The following is a 20,797-nucleotide window of genomic DNA, read 5'->3' on the forward strand; positions in this document are numbered from 1 at the left end:
GGGTGTCCCGAAATGTCGGGACACCCTTTCTTTGATTATGCGCCTGCTTCCACCGGTACTGCCACCCAGTGACCACTCGACACTTCGACAAGCTCGGATGTTTGCAGCCCATAGCGATCTTCATCGGTCTGCTCCTCCAGAAGGACGCGCTCCTTCTTCTTCTCGATCGCCGGGTCCGGAATCGGGATGGCGGAGAGGAGAGACTTCGTATACGGATGTTGAGGGTTAGCATAAAGCTCTTCGCTTTCGGCAAGCTCCACGATTTTCCCGGCATACATCACGGCGACCCGGTCACTGATATGCTTCACCATGGACAGATCATGGGCGATGAAGAGATACGTTAAGCCCAGACGCTTCTGAAGGTCCTGAAGAAGCTCCACGATCTGTGCCTGAATCGACACATCAAGGGCTGATAGAGGCTCATCGCACACGATGAACTTCGGTTCCACCGCCAGGGCACGCGCGATTCCGATCCGCTGTCGCTGTCCACCGGAGAACTCATGGGGATAGCGCTTCGCATGGGAAGCCTGAAGCCCCACCATTTCAAGCAGTTCCTCCACACGCCGCTTCCGGTCCTGCTTCGTTTTGCACAGCCCGTGGATATCAAGGGCCTGACCGATGATATCCATTACTTTGAAACGGGGATTGAGTGACGCATAGGGGTCCTGGAAGATCATCTGCATATGGCGCCTCATCGCTTTCATTTCACGCTTCGTCATGCCGTTGACCGACATTCCTTCGTAGGTGACGACGCCACCTGTCGGCTCGTTCAACCGCAGGATCGCCCGTCCTGTCGTCGACTTGCCTGAACCCGATTCCCCCACAAGCCCCAATGTCTCTCCTTCACGGATGAAGAATGAGATATCATCCACCGCCTTCAAGGTATGGCCTTTCCCAAGGTCGAAATGCTGCCGGAGAGACGATACGTCCAGAAGTGGCGGCTTATCAGGTGAGGGATCCTTTTTGGATTTTTTCGGTTCATCGAGACGCGGCAGGGCATTCAGAAGCTTCTTCGTATACGGGTGCCTTGGTGATGCGAAGATTTCCTCTGTCGTCCCCCGTTCCACAATCTCCCCTTCCTTCATGACCACGACAGAGTCACACATGCCGGCCACCACCCCAAGATCGTGGGTAATGAGGATGATGGACGTACCGAACCGCTCCTGCATGTGCTTCATGACATTCAGGATTTGTTTCTGGATCGTGACATCCAGTGCTGTCGTCGGCTCGTCGGCAATCAGGAGGGTCGGTCTGCAGGCAAGGGCGATGGCAATCATCACACGTTGGCGCATCCCCCCGGAGAACTCATGGGGATATTGACTATAACGTTCCTCGCTATTGCGTATGCCCACCTGTTTCAGAATATCGATGGCTTCTTTCTTCGCCTGTTCCCGGCTGAGATCCTGATGTTTCATGAGGCTCTCGGCAATCTGATTCCCGATCCGGATCGTCGGATTCAGGGACGTCATGGGATCCTGGAAGATCATTCCGATGTCCCGCCCGCGTATGGACTCCATCTCCTTCTCGGTCTTCTCCGCGAGATTCTCCCCGAGGAACGTGATCTCCCCTTCCTTCATATACGAGGGTGGGGATGGCAGCAGACGCATGATCGATCGTGCCGTCACGCTTTTCCCGCTGCCCGATTCCCCTACGATGCCAAGGGTCTCGCCTTTTTTCACTTCAAAACTCACACCGCGTACAGCATCGAATTCCTCTTCCTTTGATTGGAACGAGATATGCAAATTGTCTACTTTAAGAATTGATTCCACTATTTCCACCTGCCAGGACGATTTGTTAAATTTTCTAAAGTTTACATTGATTTTTCAAGAATGTGTATTTAAAATATACTAAACAGATCGGAATTATGCAATTTGAATTTTTATAAAGGAGGGCAACGCTTCACATGGAAACGGCGAAAGCTACTGGCACCTATGCACCAACCCCGATGTTCCAAGATACCTATCAAAAGATGCAACGACGGAATCTATATCACTTCTTCATTCTGATTCTGGGATTACCGGTCCATCTCGTCGTCTTTTTCATCTACCTTCACAGAAAGAAGAACGACCCGTATCAGAGGCTCCTTCATGACATGAAACAGGGACTAGTCAAGGAGGGATTAAAAGCCACTTATTTAAAACGAGCAGAAGAAGAACTTCAAAGAAAGAATATGTTCTTCAATCAACAGGCATCTCCTTCAAGCATCAAGGCAAAGGCCGAACGACTTGCTCAGGAAAGATTGAACGAAACAGCGGAGGAGCGAACGCTCAAACAGCTCACCCTGAAGGATGAACGGAAGATCACGTACAAAGAAACCTTCGGGTCTCTCCTGCAGAACCCGACGTTCTTGGTCCTATCCGCTCTGCCTGGTCTCCCTATGTATCTACTACTGCTCTTATACAGCAATCATTTTGTAAAATACATATTCGAACGCCTCGTCATGAGCTTATTCGTCATCGTAGGGGTCGCATTCCTTGTCTTCACCATCCTGTATCTATCCCCGTTCAATCCGGCAGCGAACATACTCGGGGAGACAGCGACAAAGGATCAGATCGCTGCATTCAATGCCATTCACGGTTTGGATCAGCCTTATCTCGTCCAGCTTTGGAATACGATCAAAGGGATTGCCACCTTTGACCTCGGCTCTTCCTTTACGGGAAATGAAGAAGTCGCATCAAGCATCGGGAGGAAGTTCCCCATCACCCTGACACTGGCCATCATTTCACTGGTCATGGCGATTGTGATCGCCATCCCGATCGGCATCGTTTCTGCCACGAAGCCAAGGTCATTCTTTGACTATACGTTTATGTTCGTGGCTCTGATCGGCCTGTCCATCCCGAACTTCTGGCAGGGGCTGATCTTCATCCTGAACTTCTCGATCAAGTTGAAATGGTTCCCGGCAACCTACTCCCCGGGCAACTGGCTGTCGATCGTGATGCCGGCCGTCGTCCTCGGAACCGCTTTGACTGCATCGATTGCCCGGATGATGAGATCATCCACCCTGGAAGTGATCAATGAGGACTATATCCTGACGGCCAAGGCGAAAGGATTGAACAAGCGGCAGGTGCTCTGGAAGCACGCAGTGAGTAACGCCATGATCCCCGTCATCACGGTCATCGGCCTCCTTTTCGGCGGAATGCTCGGAGGCGCCGCCGTGACGGAGAAAGTATTCAACATCAGCGGGATCGGAAGCTACATCGTCGATAAGCAGTTCATCCCTGATATTCCCGCCATCATGGGAGGGGTCGTCTATATTGCCATCACGATCTCCCTCGTCAATCTATTGATCGATATCCTGTATGCGTTCTTCGATCCGAGGATCCGCTCCAAGATGAAACAATATTAAAGCAGGTGCATGTATGACAACCAACGTGGAAGTACCGCATTACAAAAAGAAATTCGCACTGAAAATATCATCTGAATATACACAGTCCACCTTCACATGGGTGCTGTCCCTGGCCATCACGCTCATCTTCCTATTCAACAGTTTCGACCTGTCGGATGGGTCCATGAAGCCGGGTGCATTCACGTTCTTCGCGGCCTATGCATTCTTCACCATCGTACAGCTGGTGATCACGCGGCTGATCAAACGGGACCTGAACAGGGACGGGGTCATCCGAAAGAGCACGAGGCGCCTTGGCTATCTTCAACTTCTCAGCCTGTTGACGGCCAATGTCTTCACCGTCAGTGCCGCCTTTCTACTGATCAAAGAAAAGAAAACGCCCGAATACACATTCTCGGTTTATATGATTCTGACGCAGATCTTCGTCATTGCCGTATCCGCTCTTAATCTATTCAAACCGTACGTATCGGATACGTTCCTGCTGGGGATTTTCCTGCTCCTCGCCATCACGATGTTCCACCTCGCCGTTCTATGGATGGTGATCACGTTCGGTGAACGCCTGCCGAAATGGACCGGCATTGTGGCGGTTCTATTGATGCTCACGGGATTGACGGGCAATCTTTTCGCCATATTCCTCGGGTGGAACCTCCTCATGAAGTCACGGGGAGAACATCATCCCGTCACCGGCACATGGTACCGGGTGTGGGATAAGGTGACCGGCAATATGACATCCATGCTCGGATTGTTCTTCATTGTCTTCCTGTTCTCGATTTCCGTTTGCAGCTACCTGACGTTCGATTATGCCCTCGCCGTAGAGAATAATTACTCGGCGATCCTGCAGACGCCGAACCCTGCCTACCCCCTCGGAACCGATGATTACGGGCGGGACCTATTCTCCCGGATCATCTTCGGAGCACGGATTTCCCTCATCGTCGGGTTCCTCTCAACGTTGATCCCGTTCATCATCGGCGGCATCCTCGGGGCGATTTCGGGCTATTACGGTCAGCGGACCGACAATATCATCATGAGGCTACTGGATGTGCTCTACGCAATTCCAGGAATCCTCCTCGCCATCGTCATCATCGCAGCATTCGGGTCCAACACAACGACCCTTGTCCTCGCACTGAGTGTCGGATCGATCCCGACCTATGCCAGGACAATGAGAGCCAATGTGCTCATGGTATCAAACTATGAATATGTCGATTCCGCCCGCGCACTGGGCACAGGGAATTTCGAAATCATCTTCCGGCATGTGGTGCCGAACTCACTGGCACCGATGATCGTCAAATCGACCCTCACCATCGGGGGGCAGTGATCGCCACCAGCAGTCTGAGCTATCTCGGACTCGGTATCGAGCCTCATATACCCGAGTGGGGAAACATCCTGAAAATCGGCAGCACGTATCTTGAAACACATTCCTATCTCGCCATCTACCCGGGTCTTGCCATCATCCTCCTAGTCCTCTCCTTCAATTTCCTTGGAGACGGCCTGCGGGATGCCCTTGATCCGAAGTTAGACTAAAACCAACACCTTAGGAGGTCATTCATTTTGAAGAAATCCATTTTCGCCGTGTTCCTTGCGCTTGTCCTGTTTGCTGCAGGCTGCGTGAACACAAAATCAGATGTAGCAGAAGACAGCAAGAACGATGGGAAGAAGCCGACCATTGAAATCCTCGGCATGAGTTCAAGCGAGTCCGATATCAATATCCTTCGCGACCAGCTTGTGAAAAACGGCTTCGATGTGAAGCTGAATGTTCAACCGGACTACGGAAGCTTCAAATCACAGCAGGATGCAGGAAACTATGACGTCGCCCTCTCCAGTTGGACGACGGTGACAGGTAACCCTGACTATGCCGTTCGCTCCGTCTTCAAATCCGGCGGAGATTACAGCACCATCGCCGATGAGAAGGTCGACAAACTGATTGATGAAGCAAGTACGCAAACGCCTGAAGAATTCACCAAAACGTACAAAGCACTGGAAGACCGCCTTGTATTCGAAAAAGCGTACATCGCACCGCTCTATATCTCATACAAAGCACAGGGAATCAACAAGGATGTGCTGAACACCGATACCGTCCGCCTCTCCAAATCCCGTGCCCTTGCGTGGGAAACAATCGACTTCAATGACGAAGCGAAACGCGCTAACGATCCACTGATCATGCAGCAAAGCATCCCGACCCTGACGTCCCTTGACCCGATCAAAGGGAATGATGGTTCCATCAATACGATCAACACGAATATGTATGTAAGGCTTGTGAATCTGACCGATGATGACAATGTCACCGCTGACGGTTCCCTCTCCCGCAACTACACGATCGGCGAAGGAAATTCAGAGTACTATTTCCTACTTCGCGATGATATCAATTTTGCCCAAGTGACAGACAAAAAGGCCGTCGATTCTGGTGAGCGCGTCGGTGCCGACGATGTCATCTTCTCCCTGAACCGTGCAAAGGATAAGGATTCCGTTCCTGATCACCGTACGTACACCCTCCATGAGCATATCAAGGATGCAGAAGTCGTGACCGACCTGAAGGAACTCGACGGGAAGACCAATGACGGAAAAAAGATCCGTGAAAGCCTGGAGAATGGCCTTGATCAAAAAATCTCAAGTCTTGTAGACGATAAAAACGACGCAGATAACGGAAGCGGAAAATACCAGGTCGTTAAAATGACGACGACTGAACCATTCCCTCAAGTATTGAACTACCTTGCCCACCAATCAGCAGGGATCGTATCGAAGAAACAAGTGGAGAGCATCAACACCTATGATGTCGCATCCTTCGACGTGAAGAAAGACATCCCGTACGGTGACCAAAACACCGTCACGGAAGGCGATAAATACGATAACAGCCTTTACGCAAGCGGACCATACATCATGACGTACAAAAACGATTATGAAGCCGTCTTCCAGAAGAACCCTGCCTACATGAAAGGCACTGAAAACGAAGCGAAGATCAGCAACATCAATGTCCGCTTCATTGCAGAAGCCGACAGCGCCCTGTCCGCCCTGCGTAACGGGGAAATCCATTTCTACTACGGAGTCCCTGAAACGAAATACGAAACCGTCGAAAAAGACGACAAACTGAAGCTGCAGCGGATCGAAAGCAACGGCGTATCGTACCTGCTCTTCAATTCCAAAGGCCGTGACGTTTCCAAAAGCGAAGACCTAAGAAAAGCCGTCCTGTACTCCATCAACCAAGATGAGTTCATCGACTACTACCAAGGCAACAAAATCAAAGCCGTCTCCACCGTCAGCCCCCTTGTCGACACTGGCAACGAGCTGAAGGCCGACAGTGATAAAGTGAAGGAATTCCTGAAGAAATATCAAGAGAATAAGTAATCGGAAAGAGCCTGCCGGACGAGATCCGGCAGGCTCTTTAATTGCTTCATTTCTGTTTCCGGTACAGCAGGATAAAGTAAATACATATGAGGATGACGCTATATAAAAGGATCCACCCATAGTTTGCGTAAACAGACGCCGATATGGAAGACAGATCGTCGCCCATACCCATGATATCCAGCGAGCGATAGAGGGGAGGAAGGAACCACATCACCACTGGGGCAATCCATTTCCCCATGGATGCCAACGCCAGGGTGAGGATGAGCACCGAGAGCGTCCCCCACCATGTGTTTAACGGATTCCTCATCCATTCCCTTGTGAAGAGGGCCGACAAGGAGATGGACAAGACGCTCAGTGAGAAATGGGCAAGCACCCCCATTATGACATGATATTGATTCACCCCTTCCCCGAACCCTCCGATGACCAAGGGATACCCGACCGACAGGATGCTGAGGACGAAGCCATTAAGCAGGGCAATAGTATAAAGGGATGCATGATAGCGCCATACCGGCCTCGCATGCATGAGCGTCACTTCTTTTTGACCCTTGTCCTCCGCATGGAAGATGGTGATCGTGATCCACCCCATGATGAAGAACAGGGCGATGGACGTAAAGGAATAGCTGTCCAAAATGGGATTGGGGGTATATGTGTAATTCAGCATCAGGACGAATAGGTATACGAATAAGGGCGGTATAGATTTAAAGGTACGCAGATGAACAAGGAAGGAATAGCGGAACAGCGCCATCATGACTGAACCACCCCTCTTCCCTCGATCATTGAAGCGTCGACTCCTACTTCTTTGATGGACGCTCCTCTTTGCAGAAGTGCCAGGAGCACCCCGTCCATTTCATCCTCACCCAGCATCGCTTCCATGCGCAACCGGTCATCGGTTAGTTCGAGTGATTTTTTCATTTCAAGAAGAGGAGTTACATGATCCAGTTTTGTTGAATGGATATCAAAGACAATCCTGAATTTTCCCCTGAGTAAACGCTCCTCTTTCACCAGTCCCTTGTCTTTTATAACAAAGATCTGATCGGCAAGCCTGCTCAGCCTTCTGGATTCATGACAGGTGAAGACGATGCCCACCCCGGTTCCTTTCAACTGCCCAAACAATTCCTCTAACTCCTGCTGTGCACGGGCATCAAGTCCGGACAGGGGCTCATCCATGATAAGGAGATGCGGCTCTTCCAACATGGCCTGCATGATGAGGACCTTTTGCTTCATCCCTTTGGAAAAGGTGGAGATACGCTGATTTTTGACGGACTCCAGCCGGAAATCTTCCAGGAGCCCGGTTATCCGCATTTGAAGCAATCCATCTTCCATCCCGCGGATCTTCCCCATATGAGTCAAGTATTCTACCGGAGTGAATGGAATGCTCCCGGGCGTGATTTCCGGCACATAACTAATAGTCAGAGGCATCACGTCATGATAGATGGTTCCATCGTCCACCTTGCTCATGCCAGCTATCAATTTCAATAATGTACTCTTACCTGCCCCATTGTCTCCCCGGAGCATGACGATTTGATTGCTGTACAAAGAGAACGATATCTCTCTTAATACTTGGTGATGTTTATACTTTTTTGAGATATTCACAGCCGTAAGCAGTGCAGACACGCTCTCTACCCTCTTTCACTTCTTTTGGAAATATATTCTTATTCATTATTACAGAAATACCCATCGGTTTCCATAAAAAAAGCGACTCCCTTCCCATAAAGGAGGAGTCACTTATTTACTGTGTGCCCGGATTATCTGTACTGATCATGCGCCGGGATGAACAGATCCTCTTCCGATTTCCTGACCATGGCAAAATGCTCGACGTTATAATGGCCGTGAAGCGTCGCATTATGATGCGCAATGATCTTATCCGCAGGGAGTGCTTTCGAGTCAGAAGTGGTGTGACCATCTCCAACAAGTGTCACGTCAAATCCGTTGACCGTCGCTGTCCGGACCGCCGTATCAATGCAGTACTCCGTCTTGCAACCCATCACCACAAGGTGACCGATGCCGGCATCCTTCAAATGGGCGAGAAGCGGGGTACCGTGAAAAGAATTCGTCGCTGCTTTATCAAAAATCACAGCGTTCTCCGGTACATGGATCTCCTTGTGGATCTCAAATCCAGGACCCTTTCCTTCCGCCACATCCACATCGCGGATGAAGACCATATCAACCTGTTCCTCGTGCGCTTTGGCAATCACCCGATTGATTGTGGAGATGACCCGCTCCTTTTCCCAGACCGGCACCTCGACTTCGCTACCGTCCATGAGATCTTGCTGACAATCGATGATTAATAATGTTTGTTTCAACTCATCTTCCCCTTTATGTATGGCATGCTTATCCCTTCTATATTATCATACTATTCGGATATCTTTCTTTGTTTTTATGAGTCCGGGGATGAACAGGAAGGGGTAGAGTAGTAGATACAGATTGAATCCCCACCACGCCGCATCAAAGTCCTTCATCCATGCCCAGAAGGCAACCGCCTGCAGACCGGAACAGCTTGTGAGCACAAGGGAAATCAGGGCAAGGCCCTTCCAAGATGGATTGCCTCTCTTCAGTAGATAGAGACTGGTTAATCCGGTTGTGGAAATCAGAAGATCCAGTGGGAGGAACGACCAGTTCCATGCCACGATATGGGGATCATCATAATCCTTGAACGCCCATTCCTGCGGAATCCACCCCATGAATGTCACGAGCCAATAGATGATGAACCCGATGTCTGTGATGAGGAAAAATCCTTTCATGACCCTCAACTGTTCGTTTCCTCCCCAATCTGCGGAGCATCTGCCGTACTGTGACCACCTGCCACATTCAGGATCACCACACCGGCAATGATCAAGATGATCGCCACCGCCTTCAGCCAGGTGATGGTCTCACCGAAGTAAAACACCCCGATGAAAGTGATGATCACAATGCCCATCCCCGACCACACCGCATATGCAAGGGATACATCCAGTCCCTTCAAGGCAAGCGTCAAAAATGACAAACTCGCTATATAGAAAACCATCAATAAGATACTCGGTCCCACTCTCGTAAAGCCCTCCGACGCCTTCATGCTCGACGTCCCCGCGACCTCGAACAATATGGCCGCGATGAGATAGATCCAGTGCATGATAGATCACTCCTTTTAAATGGGTAGGGTTTGTGCCTGGCACCTTTCGTCTCTTTTGTGCCTGGCACCTTTCGCCTCTTTTGTGCCTGGCACCTTTTCCTCTTTTTGTGCCTGGCATCTATAAGGAAGCTCTTTTTAGCACGAACTGCGGAAGTCCAAATTCCCGCTTCAGTAGCTTAATGCATTTTAAAGGGATGACTTCTCGATCTCATCATATAAACTCGTAAGGAATGGAAGATCTTCGGGATACTGGTGATCGAGTATGCTGAGCTCATCAAACGAAAACCAGGCGGCTTCTTCCACTAACTGATCGGGGTCGTTCAGGGGCTTCGGGCTGCCATTCACCGCTACAAGGAAGTAATGAACGCAGACGTCGTAGCCTTTGACGACGGTCGTTTTGATCTTCAGTTTCTTCAGGATCTTCACGGGGTATCCCGTCTCCTCCATCATTTCCCTTACGCAACAGGCTTCAGGCGTTTCGTCTTCTTCGATGCCGCCTGATGGGATTGCCCACTCGTTGGAGTTGAATCCTCTTACGAGAAGGACTTCAAACTTATCATTGAAGCAGACACCTGCCGAACCATTCCATGTTTTTGTCATGGTTACATTTCCTCCGTTTTCAGTATGACTTCTTTCGATGCAGCTCCTGACATCCTGGCGGTGAGGATGCCATAACACAGTGATCCACCAAGGCCGATCAGGAGCAAGAGGCCGCCCATGTAGACCGGTGACAGCCACTCGCCGACGACGATGAGAAGGGAAGCAATGATCATGGCTCCGTAACCAGTGAGGCTATAGAAGGCCATGTAGGTACTCCTCCCGTTCTCGGGGGCCAAGTCACCAATCATCGCCTGTTTGATCGGTACATACATCAGCTCTCCCACGGTACCGAAGAACATGAGGATGAAGAGGAACAGGATATTGTTGGTGACCGCAAAAGCACTGAAACAGATTGTAAAAACAATAAGGCCAGTAAGCAGGGTGGTCCGGTCCTTCCACTTCCTGAACACGAGCAGAACGAGGGCTGATAGTGCCACGACCAGGAGTGTATTTTCCGTCCGTAGAAATCCAAGGAGCCGGGTCCCGTCGAGTTCAAAGCTTAAACCGAATACGCTTCCTGTCTGCTGCGGAATATCCCGCTCAAAACGGATGCCGATGTAGTTTGTGAGGGACTGTTCCAACGTAAGGATCAAAATGCCCCCGACGATGAAATACATGAACAGCTTATCTTTCAGCACGCTGCTGTAACTGATGGATACAGGAGGTACATCTTCATGGGAATCCTGAGGTGAATAGCTTTCCGAGATGAACAGGATCGTGACCAGTAAAGAAATAAACGTGATGGACGTGACGCCGATGAAGAGCTGGAACAAGTAGTCTTTGAAGAGAAATGCCCCGACGACACCTCCGATGGCATTGGCAAGATTGGCAAGCCAATAGCTGATGGTGAAGACGGTTTTCCGAGAAGCGGAGTCTGTAACGTCGATGATCATAGCTTGTGCTGCGGGACTGAACAGACCACCAAAGAACATATTGAAGATGAAGAGAAAGGCTGTTACATAGGGAAGATCGAACCATGGTGAGTTACACAGGGTGATGAAGACATAGGAGACCAGGAGCCCGAGCTCCCCGTACACCATGATCTTCTTCCTCCCCCATTTATCGGACAAGGTACCCCCGAGGAAACCGCCGGCAATGCCACTCAGGATCACGACCACCAGGACGATACCCGTGATTGCGGCCCCGAGCTTACCGGCAAAATAGATTGCCAGGAACGGCATGACGGCCATGGAGACAAGTCCGCCGAAAAACTGCATCACCAGCCGGAATTTGACGTTGGGATGGATTTCCTTCAGTTTCACCATTTCCTCGCACCGCCGGGGTGATGATACGGACCGAAGAGGCGTATGGCTTGTATCTTCAACGCTTCCCAGAGTCTGAGATTACTTGGGTCGTCTATGTAGGTGAGGCGCATTCCATTCAAAGTCGACATATAGGAGTGGGCCAGAAGGTCATGCGGGTCGGGATAGAACACCCCCATCTTCTGTCCCTCCTCCAGTACGGGACTCACCGATTCAATAAAATCGGACACAAAGCCGTCCAGCTCCTCGAACAAGGCCGGATAGCGATCGAGCCTAGCCAACACCTGCTGGACAAGGCGGAGGAATTCACTTTTTTCTGAAAAAATCGTGACATGACGGTCGACCATGGCCGTAATGATTTCCATAGGGTCACCGGTAAACGTCCCCTGGATGTCGAGGAAATGTGGTTTGATTTCCTCAAGCTGTTCCAGAATCACGGTCTCATAGAGCATTTCCTTCGTCTCGAAATAAGTGAAGACCGTTCCGAAGCTTACACCTGCTTCCTTTGCGATATCCGCTACAGTCGTCTCGAAATAGCCCTTTTCGCTGAAGATTTTGCTTGCAGCACGAAAGATCCGGTCGCGTTTAAGCCTCTTCTTTTCCTCCATCGATGGTTTCATGGCGTATCTCCCTTAAAATTGATTGATTGATCAATCAATAATATACACCCAAACATTTCCATCGTCAATGCCTATTTTCAAAAATTCAGAATCAAGAAGACAACAGCCATTCTTCCCTGGTCAATGCATAAATCGCCTGCCTCGCCCCGAATCGCTCCACTTCTTCTTCCACTCTCATCCCGAGATTTTCCAATAGCCTGCATGATCGTTCATTCAACACTTGGGTTTCAGCCACGATGCGATGGAGCTCCAGCTTCTGAAAGCCATGAGTCAACACTGCAGCCACGGCTTCCTTGGCGTATCCCTTCCCCCAGTACTCCGGTAAAAACTGATAGGACACCTCCGTATCCTGGCCATTATGATGGGTCGAAAGGGATACTCCTCCATGAAATGTACCGTCCTTCAAATCGCGAACAGCCCAGTGGAGCTGCTGTCCCATCACTGCCATCAACCCTTCAAAATCCAGATCGGTCCTGACTCCGCCAAGATATCGCCTGACCTCTTCGTCTGCATATAACCTCCTGATGGACGGGATATCCTTATCCGTCATACGCTCGATTGAACATCTCTCAGTTCTCATCATCTTTCTTACCCCAGCTTTCCCTGATTTCGTTCACGATGACATCCGGTCGGTCCCAATGAATCAAATGGGATGCCTGAGGGATATCCTTCACAATCGCCTTGGCACCATCTTTAAACAACGTAGCCATATGAATCCGGTTTTCCTCACGATGAGGCGGCAGTGTTGCACGCAAAAGGACGATCCCCCGTGGCAATCGATCATAATGCTCAAGGACTTCATGCCGGTGCATGGCCATGACGTATCCTGCACCCGTTTCCCCCCGTGCGTGCCAATAATATCGCCCATCCTTCATCAAAGCAAGATCTTCTCCTGCGCGGTCCAGAGCTTCTGACCTCCTGGTTCCGCTGTATACCGCTTCATTCAGGAACTCTTCCCATGTACTCCAAGAATCTTCAAAATCCTTGCGGTAATACGCGGCTTCATCGGCTTCACTAATACTTCCAAGGCTCTTCGCCTGGTAGCCTCCGTCAATCAGGATGGAGCCCCTTACCTTGTCACGGTTCTCCAACAGATAGAATAAATGGGCGAAACTTCCCCAGGAGTGGGAGAGAAAATAGAAGTCTTCCAGTTTCAGTGCTTGGATGACCCCCTCCAGCCACTCAGCCATCCTTGGCATTTCATAGTCTTCCGGATTTGCAAAAGGGGCAGTCCGGCCATGACCGGGTGCATCAACGGCGATGATCCTGAATTCATCTTTTAATTCCTCAGCAATTTCAATGAAACTGAGAGCCGTACTGCCCAGGCCGTGCAGGCAGAAAATCACAGGTCGATCTTGTTGCCCCCATTCCGTGATATGAATGGCATTGTCTATCCAATAATCTCTCATCTTGTACCTCCAATGGCATTTTTTTCTATTTTATTTTACCAAAAAAGTGCCCAAAAGGAAGGACCTTTTGGACACTCTGGACTTTATACGTTTGCATTGATGGTTTCCAAGTTTTTTAGAATGGCATCTGTGATTTCTTCAGTATCGTAATGCCCCCCGATATCCCTTGTCAAGATACCTTGGCGTGTTGTTTCGGCAATGGCCTGATGGATTTGCTCCGCTTCCTTCTTTAACCCCAGATGATCAAGCATCAGTGCTGCACTCCCGATGGCCCCGATCGGATTTGAAATGCCCTTGCCTGCAATATCAGGGGCAGATCCATGAACGGACTCGAACATACTTGGGCTCTTTTTCTCTGGATTGAGATTGGCACTTGCCGCCAGACCGAGGCTTCCTGCCAGGGCACTTCCCAGATCGGATAGAATATCGGCAAACAGATTGGAGGCAACGACGACTTCCAATTCTTCAGGTCGGAGGACGAAATTGGCTGCCATGGCATCCACCAGCCACTGATCCGTCTCCACATCCGGATAATCTAGACTCACCCGGGCAAATACTTCATCCCATAGGACCATACCGTACTGCTGGGCATTGCTTTTCGTGACACTTGTGACCTTCTTCCGCTTTCTGGTCCTTGCAAGGTCGAAGGCAAAACGGATAATTCTCTCACACCCATGCTCCGTGAAAAGCGCTGACTGGACGGCTACTTCCTTCCCCGGTCCCCTGCCTGAAAAATTCCGGCCGCCGATGCCTGAATATTCCCCTTCGGAATTCTCACGGATCAGTATCCAGTTCAGGGTATCCACACTGGGATGATTGAGCCTGCGTGGTACCCCGGGCAAAAATTCAATCGGTCTGATGTTCGCCCATTGATCCATCCCTTGACAGATGGCGAGCCTCAGGCCCCAAAGACTGACGTGATCGGGCACACCAGGGAATCCGACTGCTCCGAAATAGATGGCATCATATTCCCGGAGTGTATCCACACCATCCTCATCCATCATCTTCCCCGTCTTCAGATAGTACTCACATCCCCATGGAAAGTAGTCTGTTTGAAAGCTGAAGCGCCCATCCGAATTCTCTGCCAGATGATTCATCACCCTCAGCCCCTGCTCCACAACTTCCCCACCGATCCCGTCTCCCGGGATTACTGCGATCTTGAACACATTTGTTTGATCCACCATGTTTCCTCCCCCTCCATCTTCAACAGATGTTATTGCTTCCAATCATAATTAACGAATACATTATTGTCAATAAATTACGAAAAATAAGTTTTTATCTATCTTTATTGACATCAACGTATACATTAGTTTAATATTCAGAATAGTTAGACGTATAGATTGACAAAAATTGAAAGCGTTATCAATTAAAGGGGGAATGGTTGAAATGACATCCTTTCATGGTGCATGGAGTCAATTATGGAGGTGGAACGACCAGATCAAAGATCAGGTCCTGTATCTCACTGGATTGGGCGGGGCAGAGAGAGTCAAGCAAACAGGGGCAGGGCGGGAACTTCCTGCTGATCCGTCACCGGAAAACAAGCGGAACTATACGAATACTCAACGTGCAGGATTGATCACAGGACCCGTCCTTTTTGCACTGATCCATTTTTTCTTTACGTTCGGGAGCATCCCCGATCAGGCTTCCACTATGCTCGGGATTGTCGCATGGGTCGCCACATGGTGGGTGACAGAAGCTTTACCGATCCCTCTTACTTCATTACTTCCGCTGATTCTTTTCCCACTGCTGGGCATCATGGACACAGGATCTGTCTCTGCTTCATACGGTGATTCACTGATCTTTTTATTTGCCGGCAGTTTCATGATCGCCCTGTCCATGGAAAAGTGGAATCTTCATAAACGCATTGCACTGAGCATCATCGGGTTCATCGGTACCAATCCGGGAATGATCATCCTCGGGTTCATGACTGCTACCGGGTTCCTTTCTATGTGGATCTCCAATACGGCAACGACGATGCTGATGATCCCGATGGCCCTTGCCGTGATGAAGCAGCTCAGCCATTCATTAAAACAGTCCCAGAACCAATTGGACCAAGAGAATGCCGAGTTTAATTTCGGTCATTCCCTCATGCTCGGAACTGCCTATGCAGCGACTCTCGGAGGATTCGGTACATTGATCGGGGCCCCCGCCAATACGATTCTCGCTGCCACTGTGAAAAAACTATATGATGTTGAGATCTCCTTTGCACAATGGATGCTTTTCGGTATTCCATTGGTCGTAGTGCTCATTCCACTCGTGTGGTTTTATCTCACAAAGATTGCCTACCCGATCAGGATCAAACAGCTGTCCGGTGGTAAAGAAGTCATCAAGAATGAGCAACAATCATTAGGACGCATGGGGTATGAAGAAAAGGTGGTACTCACCATCTTCACCCTCACCGCCCTTGCCTGGATCACACGCAGCTTTTTTCTCTCGACATTCATCCCCGGGATAGACGACACCGTCATCGCACTCATCGCGGCGTTTGCGCTGTTTATCATTCCTGCGAAGACTCAATCGGGAAGTATCATGGACTGGGAGACTGCGAAGAAACTGCCATGGGGGATCTTGTGGCTATTCGGTGGGGGACTGGCGATTGCAGCCGGCATCACCAGCTCCGGACTTGCTCAATGGATCGGGGGGCTTCTGGTCAATTTCACGGAAGTACCCGTGTGGCTCACACTGCTTCTCATCATCAGTACCATCACAGCGCTAACTGAGTTCACATCAAACACGGCCACGGCCACGATGGTCTATCCGATCGTAGCCGCCGCGGCAACTGCCTTGAACGCAGATCCTATTCTATTAATGGTAGCGGGATGCATGGGGGCTACATTTGCTTTTATGTTCCCGGTAGCCGCCCCGCCAAATGCCATTGCGTTCGCAACTGGATACATTAAAATGAGTTCAATGGCAAAGACCGGTATTTGGTTAAACCTGCTTTGTCTTCTCTTCTCCCTTTTGATTATGACCACACTGGCTCCGGCCATTTTCAGCGGGATGATTCCGTAAGATCACAAAAATAACCAAGCCTGGAATCCTTAGTGTCAGGATCCTCGGCTTGGTTATGATCAGGATGCTATTGGTCAATCGTACTCATGACTCCGATGATTTCTTTCCTGGCCCGCTGACGATGTGATTGCATCACTTTTCTGGCAGCCTCACCATCCCTTGCCCTCATACAGGCGATGATTGCCTTGTGCTCAAGGATGGACCGTTCAGGTGCCGGACGATTATGTATGGTAAATAGCCTTGCCCGGTATAAATGATCTGAGTGGATATCGACGACAACATTCAGACGTTGATGCTGGGCAAGCTTTATGATCAGGCTATGAAATTCGTCATCCAGTTTGGCCCATTTCATGAGATCATCTTCCTCAATGGCCTGCTCCTGTTCCCTTACCAGCAGCTCCAACTGCTCTAAATCGGGCTCAGCCACTGTGCCTGTCGCCTTCTCTGCTGCCAGCCCGTCGAGGCTTTCGGCGATTTCATAAATCTCTTCAAGATCCTCCCGCACAATTGGTTCAACGATGAAACCTCTCCTTGGAATAATCTTGACCATCCCGTCTGTCTCTAATCTCACTAGAGCTTCCCTTACAGGTGTCCGGCTCATTTCCAACACCTCTGCCAGTTCCCTTTCCAATACAGCGCTTCCAGGAGGAAGAAGGAGTTCACGGATCGCCATCCGCATGATGTGATACGCTTTTTGCGGTAAGCGAAGCCCTGCCATCTCCTCCATCCCATCGATGAATCCCTTAAGCTTAGCCCCAATATCCGTCTCATGTATCGATACTTCCATGTATTTGAATGACTGATCTTTCTTTTCCATGATCTTTTCATTCCCTCTTTTCCTTACTGAAAGAATCTTTCTTCCCTTATTTTATCAGAAAACCCAAGCTTCGCCCATTCTCTCAACTATTCCTCCCATATAAAAAAGGGAGTCCGCTAAAACGGCTCCCTTCTCACCTTGCTGATTATTTCTTGAACACCTTATCAATGATCTCATCCGTCGTCATGCCGCTCTCGACTTCGAACGTTCCTGGACGAAGATTGTTCTCGAGTTTACGCTTTTCGACGCGCTTGTAGAAATCGAGACCGTCTTTGATGATATTGGCTTTTTCCAGTGCGTTCCCTACATCGATGCTGGTCATTCCGTCAGACACAGTAAGGACGGTTTTATATACGATCTTTTCTTTTGCAGGCTGATCGTCCGCTTTTTCTGCTTCCTGTTTATCCTCATCACCCTTATGGATGGCGAATCCTTTTGACGTAAGATGCTGGATCATTTCGTCATCCGTCATCTGTTCCTTGACGGTCTTGGTCTCGGGTTTGGCTGTCGTCGTTTTCGCTTCCGGTTGATCGGTGAAAAGGTAGACTCCGCCGGTCACGGTTGCGGCGACAAGAAGGCCTGAGGCAAAACTGCGCAATGTATTTGGTCTCATTGGGCAACCATGCTCCTTTCAGCCTTTTTTGTCATATATGGTGTAAGCATGCGTTCGACTTCTACGGTCGGGAGCTGCTGCTCTGATGCGATGCTTTCAATGGAGTATCCACGCTTATGAAGATCTAACATTTCTCGGAGCACGCGGCGTTCATCGGATGTTGCCGGTACTGCACCTGCCTGCTGTGCGGTAATTTCCGCGTCCAGCTGCATGGCGCGCATCTGCTTTTCCAATTCGTGCACCTCATTCATCACCGAAATCGACATGTGCTCAACCTGTTGTTCGAGCTGATATTTCGACTGGCTCGTCTTAACAAACGATAAAATGAGCAGCACAACAGCCGCACCAAACAAAATGGCGATTATCCATCCCATCTTATGTTCCTCCTTCTATGTAACAATTTATCAAACTAAATTATACCCTGAACCCTGTCACAATTCGATTTTTATCGACAAAACACGACTTTGATCCTGTACCTATACCATTATATAACAACCTCATTGGGATTTGTATCCTGTTTTTCTTTACAAGTTTATGACGATTCTTCACCCTATTTCACGAATAGATCATCACGAAATGCAGGACGGCTTCGGTTTCTTCCAGGTTCGAATAGCCATGGGGTTGATCAGCAGGGAATTGGATGGAATCGTATTGTTCAAGGGAATAAATCCGGTCACCCACCCTCACCTCCACCCTTCCTTCCATCACGGTTACATATTCCTTCACTCCCGTCTGATGGGCATCGGCCATATAATGACTGTGCGGCTTCAGGAAGGCCCTGTGGGTTTCAAGCGATCCATAGTGGGAGGTGGAAAACATCGGCTCAAGGGTCAGGGAACCATCGGCACTCAACACCTTGCTCCCTTCATTCTTCCTGGACACCTTTACCTGCTGCTTTTCCATCAGTAAAGAGGAAATCGGGATCGACAGGCCATTGGCGATCTTCCAGATGATCGTCAGTGAGGGATTGGCCTCCCCACGCTCGATGTTCCCAAGGGTCAGTTTGCTGACGCCGGTCAAATCGGCAAGGGCCTGCAAACTTAAATTCTGTTCCCCGCGCACGTCTCTCAGGATGGTTCCGATATGCTTGGCAAGCGATTCGGGATCTTCCCATGTGTTCATACTCATCTCTCCTTCCATTGTCGGAAAATTTCATCAACCAGCTGGTTGTCGGTTTGTAATTGGTATATTATAGTTATCATATAGTCTACTATACTTAACCAAAGGGTGACTGACTCATGAAAGAACTTCTTCTTGGCATTGTCTCGTCCATGTTCTTTGCCGTTACATTCATTTTGAATCGTTCCATGGAGCTGTCCGGGGGGAGCTGGATGTGGAGTGCGTCCCTCCGTTTCCTGTTCATGCTTCCGTTTTTCCTTCTCATTGTACTTGCAAGGAAGAATATGAAACAAGTATTTCTTGAACTCAAATCGAATCCTGGTGCGTGGCTGCTTTGGAGCTTTTTCGGTTTCGTCCTGTTCTATGCCCCATTGACCTACGCCGCCACCTATGGACCGGGCTGGCTCGTAGCGGGCACATGGCAGTTCACGATCGTAGCGGGGATCCTGCTCGCACCTCTCTTTTTCACCACTGGGCCAGACGGAAGCAAACAGCGTCATCGCATCCAAAAGAAAGCACTGATCATTTCCCTTCTCATCCTTACAGGTGTGATCTTCATCCAGCAGCAGCAAGCTGCCGAGCTGACACCCATCCAGATGTTGATGGGCATCCTGCCGGTTCTCATAGCGACCTTTGCCTATCCACTCGGTAACCGTAAAATGATGAGCTTATGCAACGGACGGCTGGATACGTTCCAGCGGATCCTCGGCATGACGATTGCAAGCCTTCCCTTCTGGCTGATCCTGAGCGCACTCGCCATATGGAAAGCGGGCTTCCCGAGTGGCGGGCAAGTGACTCAATCCTTTGTTGTAGCAGTGTGCTCAGGCGTGATTGCCACTACCCTGTTCTTTATTGCCACGAACCGGGTCCGTCATCATCAAGGGAAGCTCGCCTCAGTCGAAGCCACGCAGTCGACCCAGGTCCTGTTCGTCATGGCCGGTGAAGCCATCTTCCTGTCGAGCCCGCTTCCGACCGGCATTGCAGCCGTCGGGATCCTGTTGATCATCGCCGGGATCATCGGCCATACATTGAATATGAAAAAGATGAATGCCCTCCGCCCCGTCACCCTTCAGAAGAGCTCTTCATAAGAAAAAGCGTCCTGCCCTGGACGCTTTTCTTCATGATGACTCCATATTCTTCTGCACTTTCTTCAGTAACCCCAGCAGCTGATGCTGCTCCTCGCGATCGAGACCATGAAACTGGGTGGCTTGGACCTGCTCCTGCTGCGGCACCACTTCGTCGTAGAGCTCCCGCCCGCTTGCTGTAAGGGTGATGGTTTTCGTCTTCCACTGCTGTTCACGTTGCACGTATCCCAGTTTCTCCATCTTCGTGATGAGCTGCGTAATATTGCCTTTGGTGACGAACAATTTCTCACCGAGCTCCTTCTGTGTAAGCTTCCCGTGCACCCCCACCTGGGTCAGGCAGTCGAACTGTGCACTGGTGAGTCCCCATTTCTTGAGGTGATCATTGTTTTCCTTGATGCTGTGATTGTATACCCGTGAGAGACGGAACCATAGCATCAGGCCAAGGCGCTTTTCCTTCATGGAAAATGAT

General features: G+C 49.9%; 21 protein-coding genes and 1 pseudogene. 5 read left to right on the top strand and 17 right to left on the bottom strand.

What is annotated here, in order from left to right; genetic code table 11:
• Positions 1-35: 35 nt before the first annotated feature.
• Complete coding sequence (locus D5E69_RS18085) at positions 36-1,769, bottom strand: ABC transporter ATP-binding protein (RefSeq protein ID WP_159129989.1); 1,734 nt, start codon at positions 1,767-1,769, stop codon at positions 36-38.
• Positions 1,770-1,903: 134 nt separating this feature from the next.
• Here D5E69_RS18085 and D5E69_RS18090 point away from each other — a divergent pair, with 134 nt between their 5' ends.
• The 3 genes and pseudogenes from D5E69_RS18090 to D5E69_RS18100 all read left to right on the top strand — a co-directional run bounded on the left by D5E69_RS18090 (position 1,904) and on the right by D5E69_RS18100 (position 6,682).
• A complete protein-coding gene (locus D5E69_RS18090) occupies positions 1,904-3,346 on the top strand; it encodes an ABC transporter permease (protein ID WP_159129990.1) in 1,443 nt (480 codons plus the stop codon).
• A gap of 13 nt (positions 3,347-3,359) precedes the next feature.
• Positions 3,360-4,864, top strand: a pseudogene (locus D5E69_RS18095) (ABC transporter permease).
• A 24-nt stretch (positions 4,865-4,888) separates the two neighbouring features.
• Entirely contained in the window at positions 4,889-6,682 is a 1,794-nt protein-coding gene (locus D5E69_RS18100) for an ABC transporter substrate-binding protein (RefSeq protein ID WP_159130382.1), read from the top strand.
• Between the two features lie 46 nt (positions 6,683-6,728).
• Here D5E69_RS18100 and D5E69_RS18105 read toward each other — a convergent pair whose 3' ends face one another.
• From D5E69_RS18105 to D5E69_RS18155, 11 genes are all read right to left on the bottom strand, one after another.
• Complete coding sequence (locus D5E69_RS18105) at positions 6,729-7,430, bottom strand: ABC transporter permease (protein ID WP_159129991.1); 702 nt, start codon at positions 7,428-7,430, stop codon at positions 6,729-6,731.
• Positions 7,427-8,296 carry an ATP-binding cassette domain-containing protein gene (locus D5E69_RS18110; protein ID WP_048014575.1) on the bottom strand — a complete coding sequence of 290 codons (870 nt, stop codon included), beginning with the start codon at positions 8,294-8,296 and terminating at the stop codon, positions 7,427-7,429. Before D5E69_RS18110 ends, D5E69_RS18105 begins: the two co-directional genes overlap by 4 nt.
• 131 nt (positions 8,297-8,427) lie before the next feature.
• Positions 8,428-8,985, bottom strand: coding sequence for an isochorismatase family protein (locus tag D5E69_RS18115; RefSeq protein ID WP_048014574.1), 558 nt, complete (start codon positions 8,983-8,985; stop codon positions 8,428-8,430).
• A gap of 45 nt (positions 8,986-9,030) precedes the next feature.
• Positions 9,031-9,432, bottom strand: a complete 402-nt coding sequence (locus D5E69_RS18120; RefSeq protein ID WP_159129992.1) for a DUF5360 family protein — start codon at positions 9,430-9,432, stop codon at positions 9,031-9,033.
• A complete protein-coding gene (locus tag D5E69_RS18125) occupies positions 9,429-9,791 on the bottom strand; it encodes a DMT family transporter (protein WP_048007122.1) in 363 nt (120 codons plus the stop codon). The genes D5E69_RS18120 and D5E69_RS18125 overlap by 4 nt, the downstream gene beginning before the upstream one ends.
• 186 nt (positions 9,792-9,977) lie before the next feature.
• Positions 9,978-10,391, bottom strand: coding sequence for an NUDIX hydrolase (locus D5E69_RS18130; protein WP_159129993.1), 414 nt, complete (start codon positions 10,389-10,391; stop codon positions 9,978-9,980).
• A gap of 2 nt (positions 10,392-10,393) precedes the next feature.
• Entirely contained in the window at positions 10,394-11,656 is a 1,263-nt protein-coding gene (locus D5E69_RS18135; protein ID WP_231888667.1) for an MFS transporter, read from the bottom strand.
• Entirely contained in the window at positions 11,650-12,273 is a 624-nt protein-coding gene (locus tag D5E69_RS18140) for a TetR/AcrR family transcriptional regulator (protein WP_048007125.1), read from the bottom strand. Before D5E69_RS18140 ends, D5E69_RS18135 begins: the two co-directional genes overlap by 7 nt.
• 91 nt (positions 12,274-12,364) lie before the next feature.
• Positions 12,365-12,856 (bottom strand): GNAT family N-acetyltransferase, encoded by a 492-nt coding sequence (locus D5E69_RS18145; protein WP_159129994.1) that lies wholly within the window; start codon positions 12,854-12,856, stop codon positions 12,365-12,367.
• Positions 12,843-13,682: an alpha/beta fold hydrolase gene (locus D5E69_RS18150; protein ID WP_048013337.1), complete on the bottom strand. Its 840-nt coding sequence runs from the start codon at positions 13,680-13,682 to the stop codon at positions 12,843-12,845. Before D5E69_RS18150 ends, D5E69_RS18145 begins: the two co-directional genes overlap by 14 nt.
• Positions 13,683-13,765: 83 nt before the next feature.
• Positions 13,766-14,866 carry a tartrate dehydrogenase gene (locus D5E69_RS18155; RefSeq protein WP_159129995.1) on the bottom strand — a complete coding sequence of 367 codons (1,101 nt, stop codon included), beginning with the start codon at positions 14,864-14,866 and terminating at the stop codon, positions 13,766-13,768.
• A gap of 202 nt (positions 14,867-15,068) precedes the next feature.
• Between D5E69_RS18155 and D5E69_RS18160 the strand changes: the two genes are divergently transcribed.
• Positions 15,069-16,694 (top strand): SLC13 family permease, encoded by a 1,626-nt coding sequence (locus D5E69_RS18160; RefSeq protein WP_249931511.1) that lies wholly within the window; start codon positions 15,069-15,071, stop codon positions 16,692-16,694.
• Positions 16,695-16,761: 67 nt separating this feature from the next.
• Here the strand turns inward: D5E69_RS18160 and D5E69_RS18165 are convergent, their stop codons facing one another.
• The 4 genes from D5E69_RS18165 to D5E69_RS18180 all read right to left on the bottom strand — a co-directional run bounded on the left by D5E69_RS18165 (position 16,762) and on the right by D5E69_RS18180 (position 19,246).
• On the bottom strand, positions 16,762-17,511 hold the full coding sequence (locus D5E69_RS18165; protein ID WP_249931512.1) for a GntR family transcriptional regulator: 750 nt from the start codon (positions 17,509-17,511) through the stop codon (positions 16,762-16,764).
• 145 nt (positions 17,512-17,656) lie between these two features.
• Positions 17,657-18,124 (bottom strand): endolytic transglycosylase MltG, encoded by a 468-nt coding sequence (locus D5E69_RS18170; protein WP_048007130.1) that lies wholly within the window; start codon positions 18,122-18,124, stop codon positions 17,657-17,659.
• The gene (locus D5E69_RS18175) at positions 18,121-18,498 is read right to left on the bottom strand and encodes a beta/alpha barrel domain-containing protein (RefSeq protein ID WP_159129997.1); all 378 of its coding nucleotides are present in this window, start codon (positions 18,496-18,498) and stop codon (positions 18,121-18,123) included. Before D5E69_RS18175 ends, D5E69_RS18170 begins: the two co-directional genes overlap by 4 nt.
• Before the next feature lie 181 nt (positions 18,499-18,679).
• Positions 18,680-19,246: an XRE family transcriptional regulator gene (locus tag D5E69_RS18180; RefSeq protein WP_053071942.1), complete on the bottom strand. Its 567-nt coding sequence runs from the start codon at positions 19,244-19,246 to the stop codon at positions 18,680-18,682.
• A gap of 116 nt (positions 19,247-19,362) precedes the next feature.
• On the opposite strand from D5E69_RS18180, the gene D5E69_RS18185 reads away from it, so the two are divergent.
• Complete coding sequence (locus tag D5E69_RS18185; RefSeq protein WP_159129998.1) at positions 19,363-20,331, top strand: DMT family transporter; 969 nt, start codon at positions 19,363-19,365, stop codon at positions 20,329-20,331.
• A 30-nt stretch (positions 20,332-20,361) separates the two neighbouring features.
• Here the strand turns inward: D5E69_RS18185 and D5E69_RS18190 are convergent, their stop codons facing one another.
• Positions 20,362-20,787: a MarR family winged helix-turn-helix transcriptional regulator gene (locus D5E69_RS18190; RefSeq protein ID WP_048007211.1), complete on the bottom strand. Its 426-nt coding sequence runs from the start codon at positions 20,785-20,787 to the stop codon at positions 20,362-20,364.
• Positions 20,788-20,797: the final 10 nt, after the last annotated feature.

This window comes from Rossellomorea marisflavi (assembly GCF_009806575.1).
In the GTDB taxonomy this organism is placed as follows: Bacteria; Bacillota; Bacilli; order Bacillales; family Bacillaceae_B; genus Rossellomorea; species Rossellomorea marisflavi_A.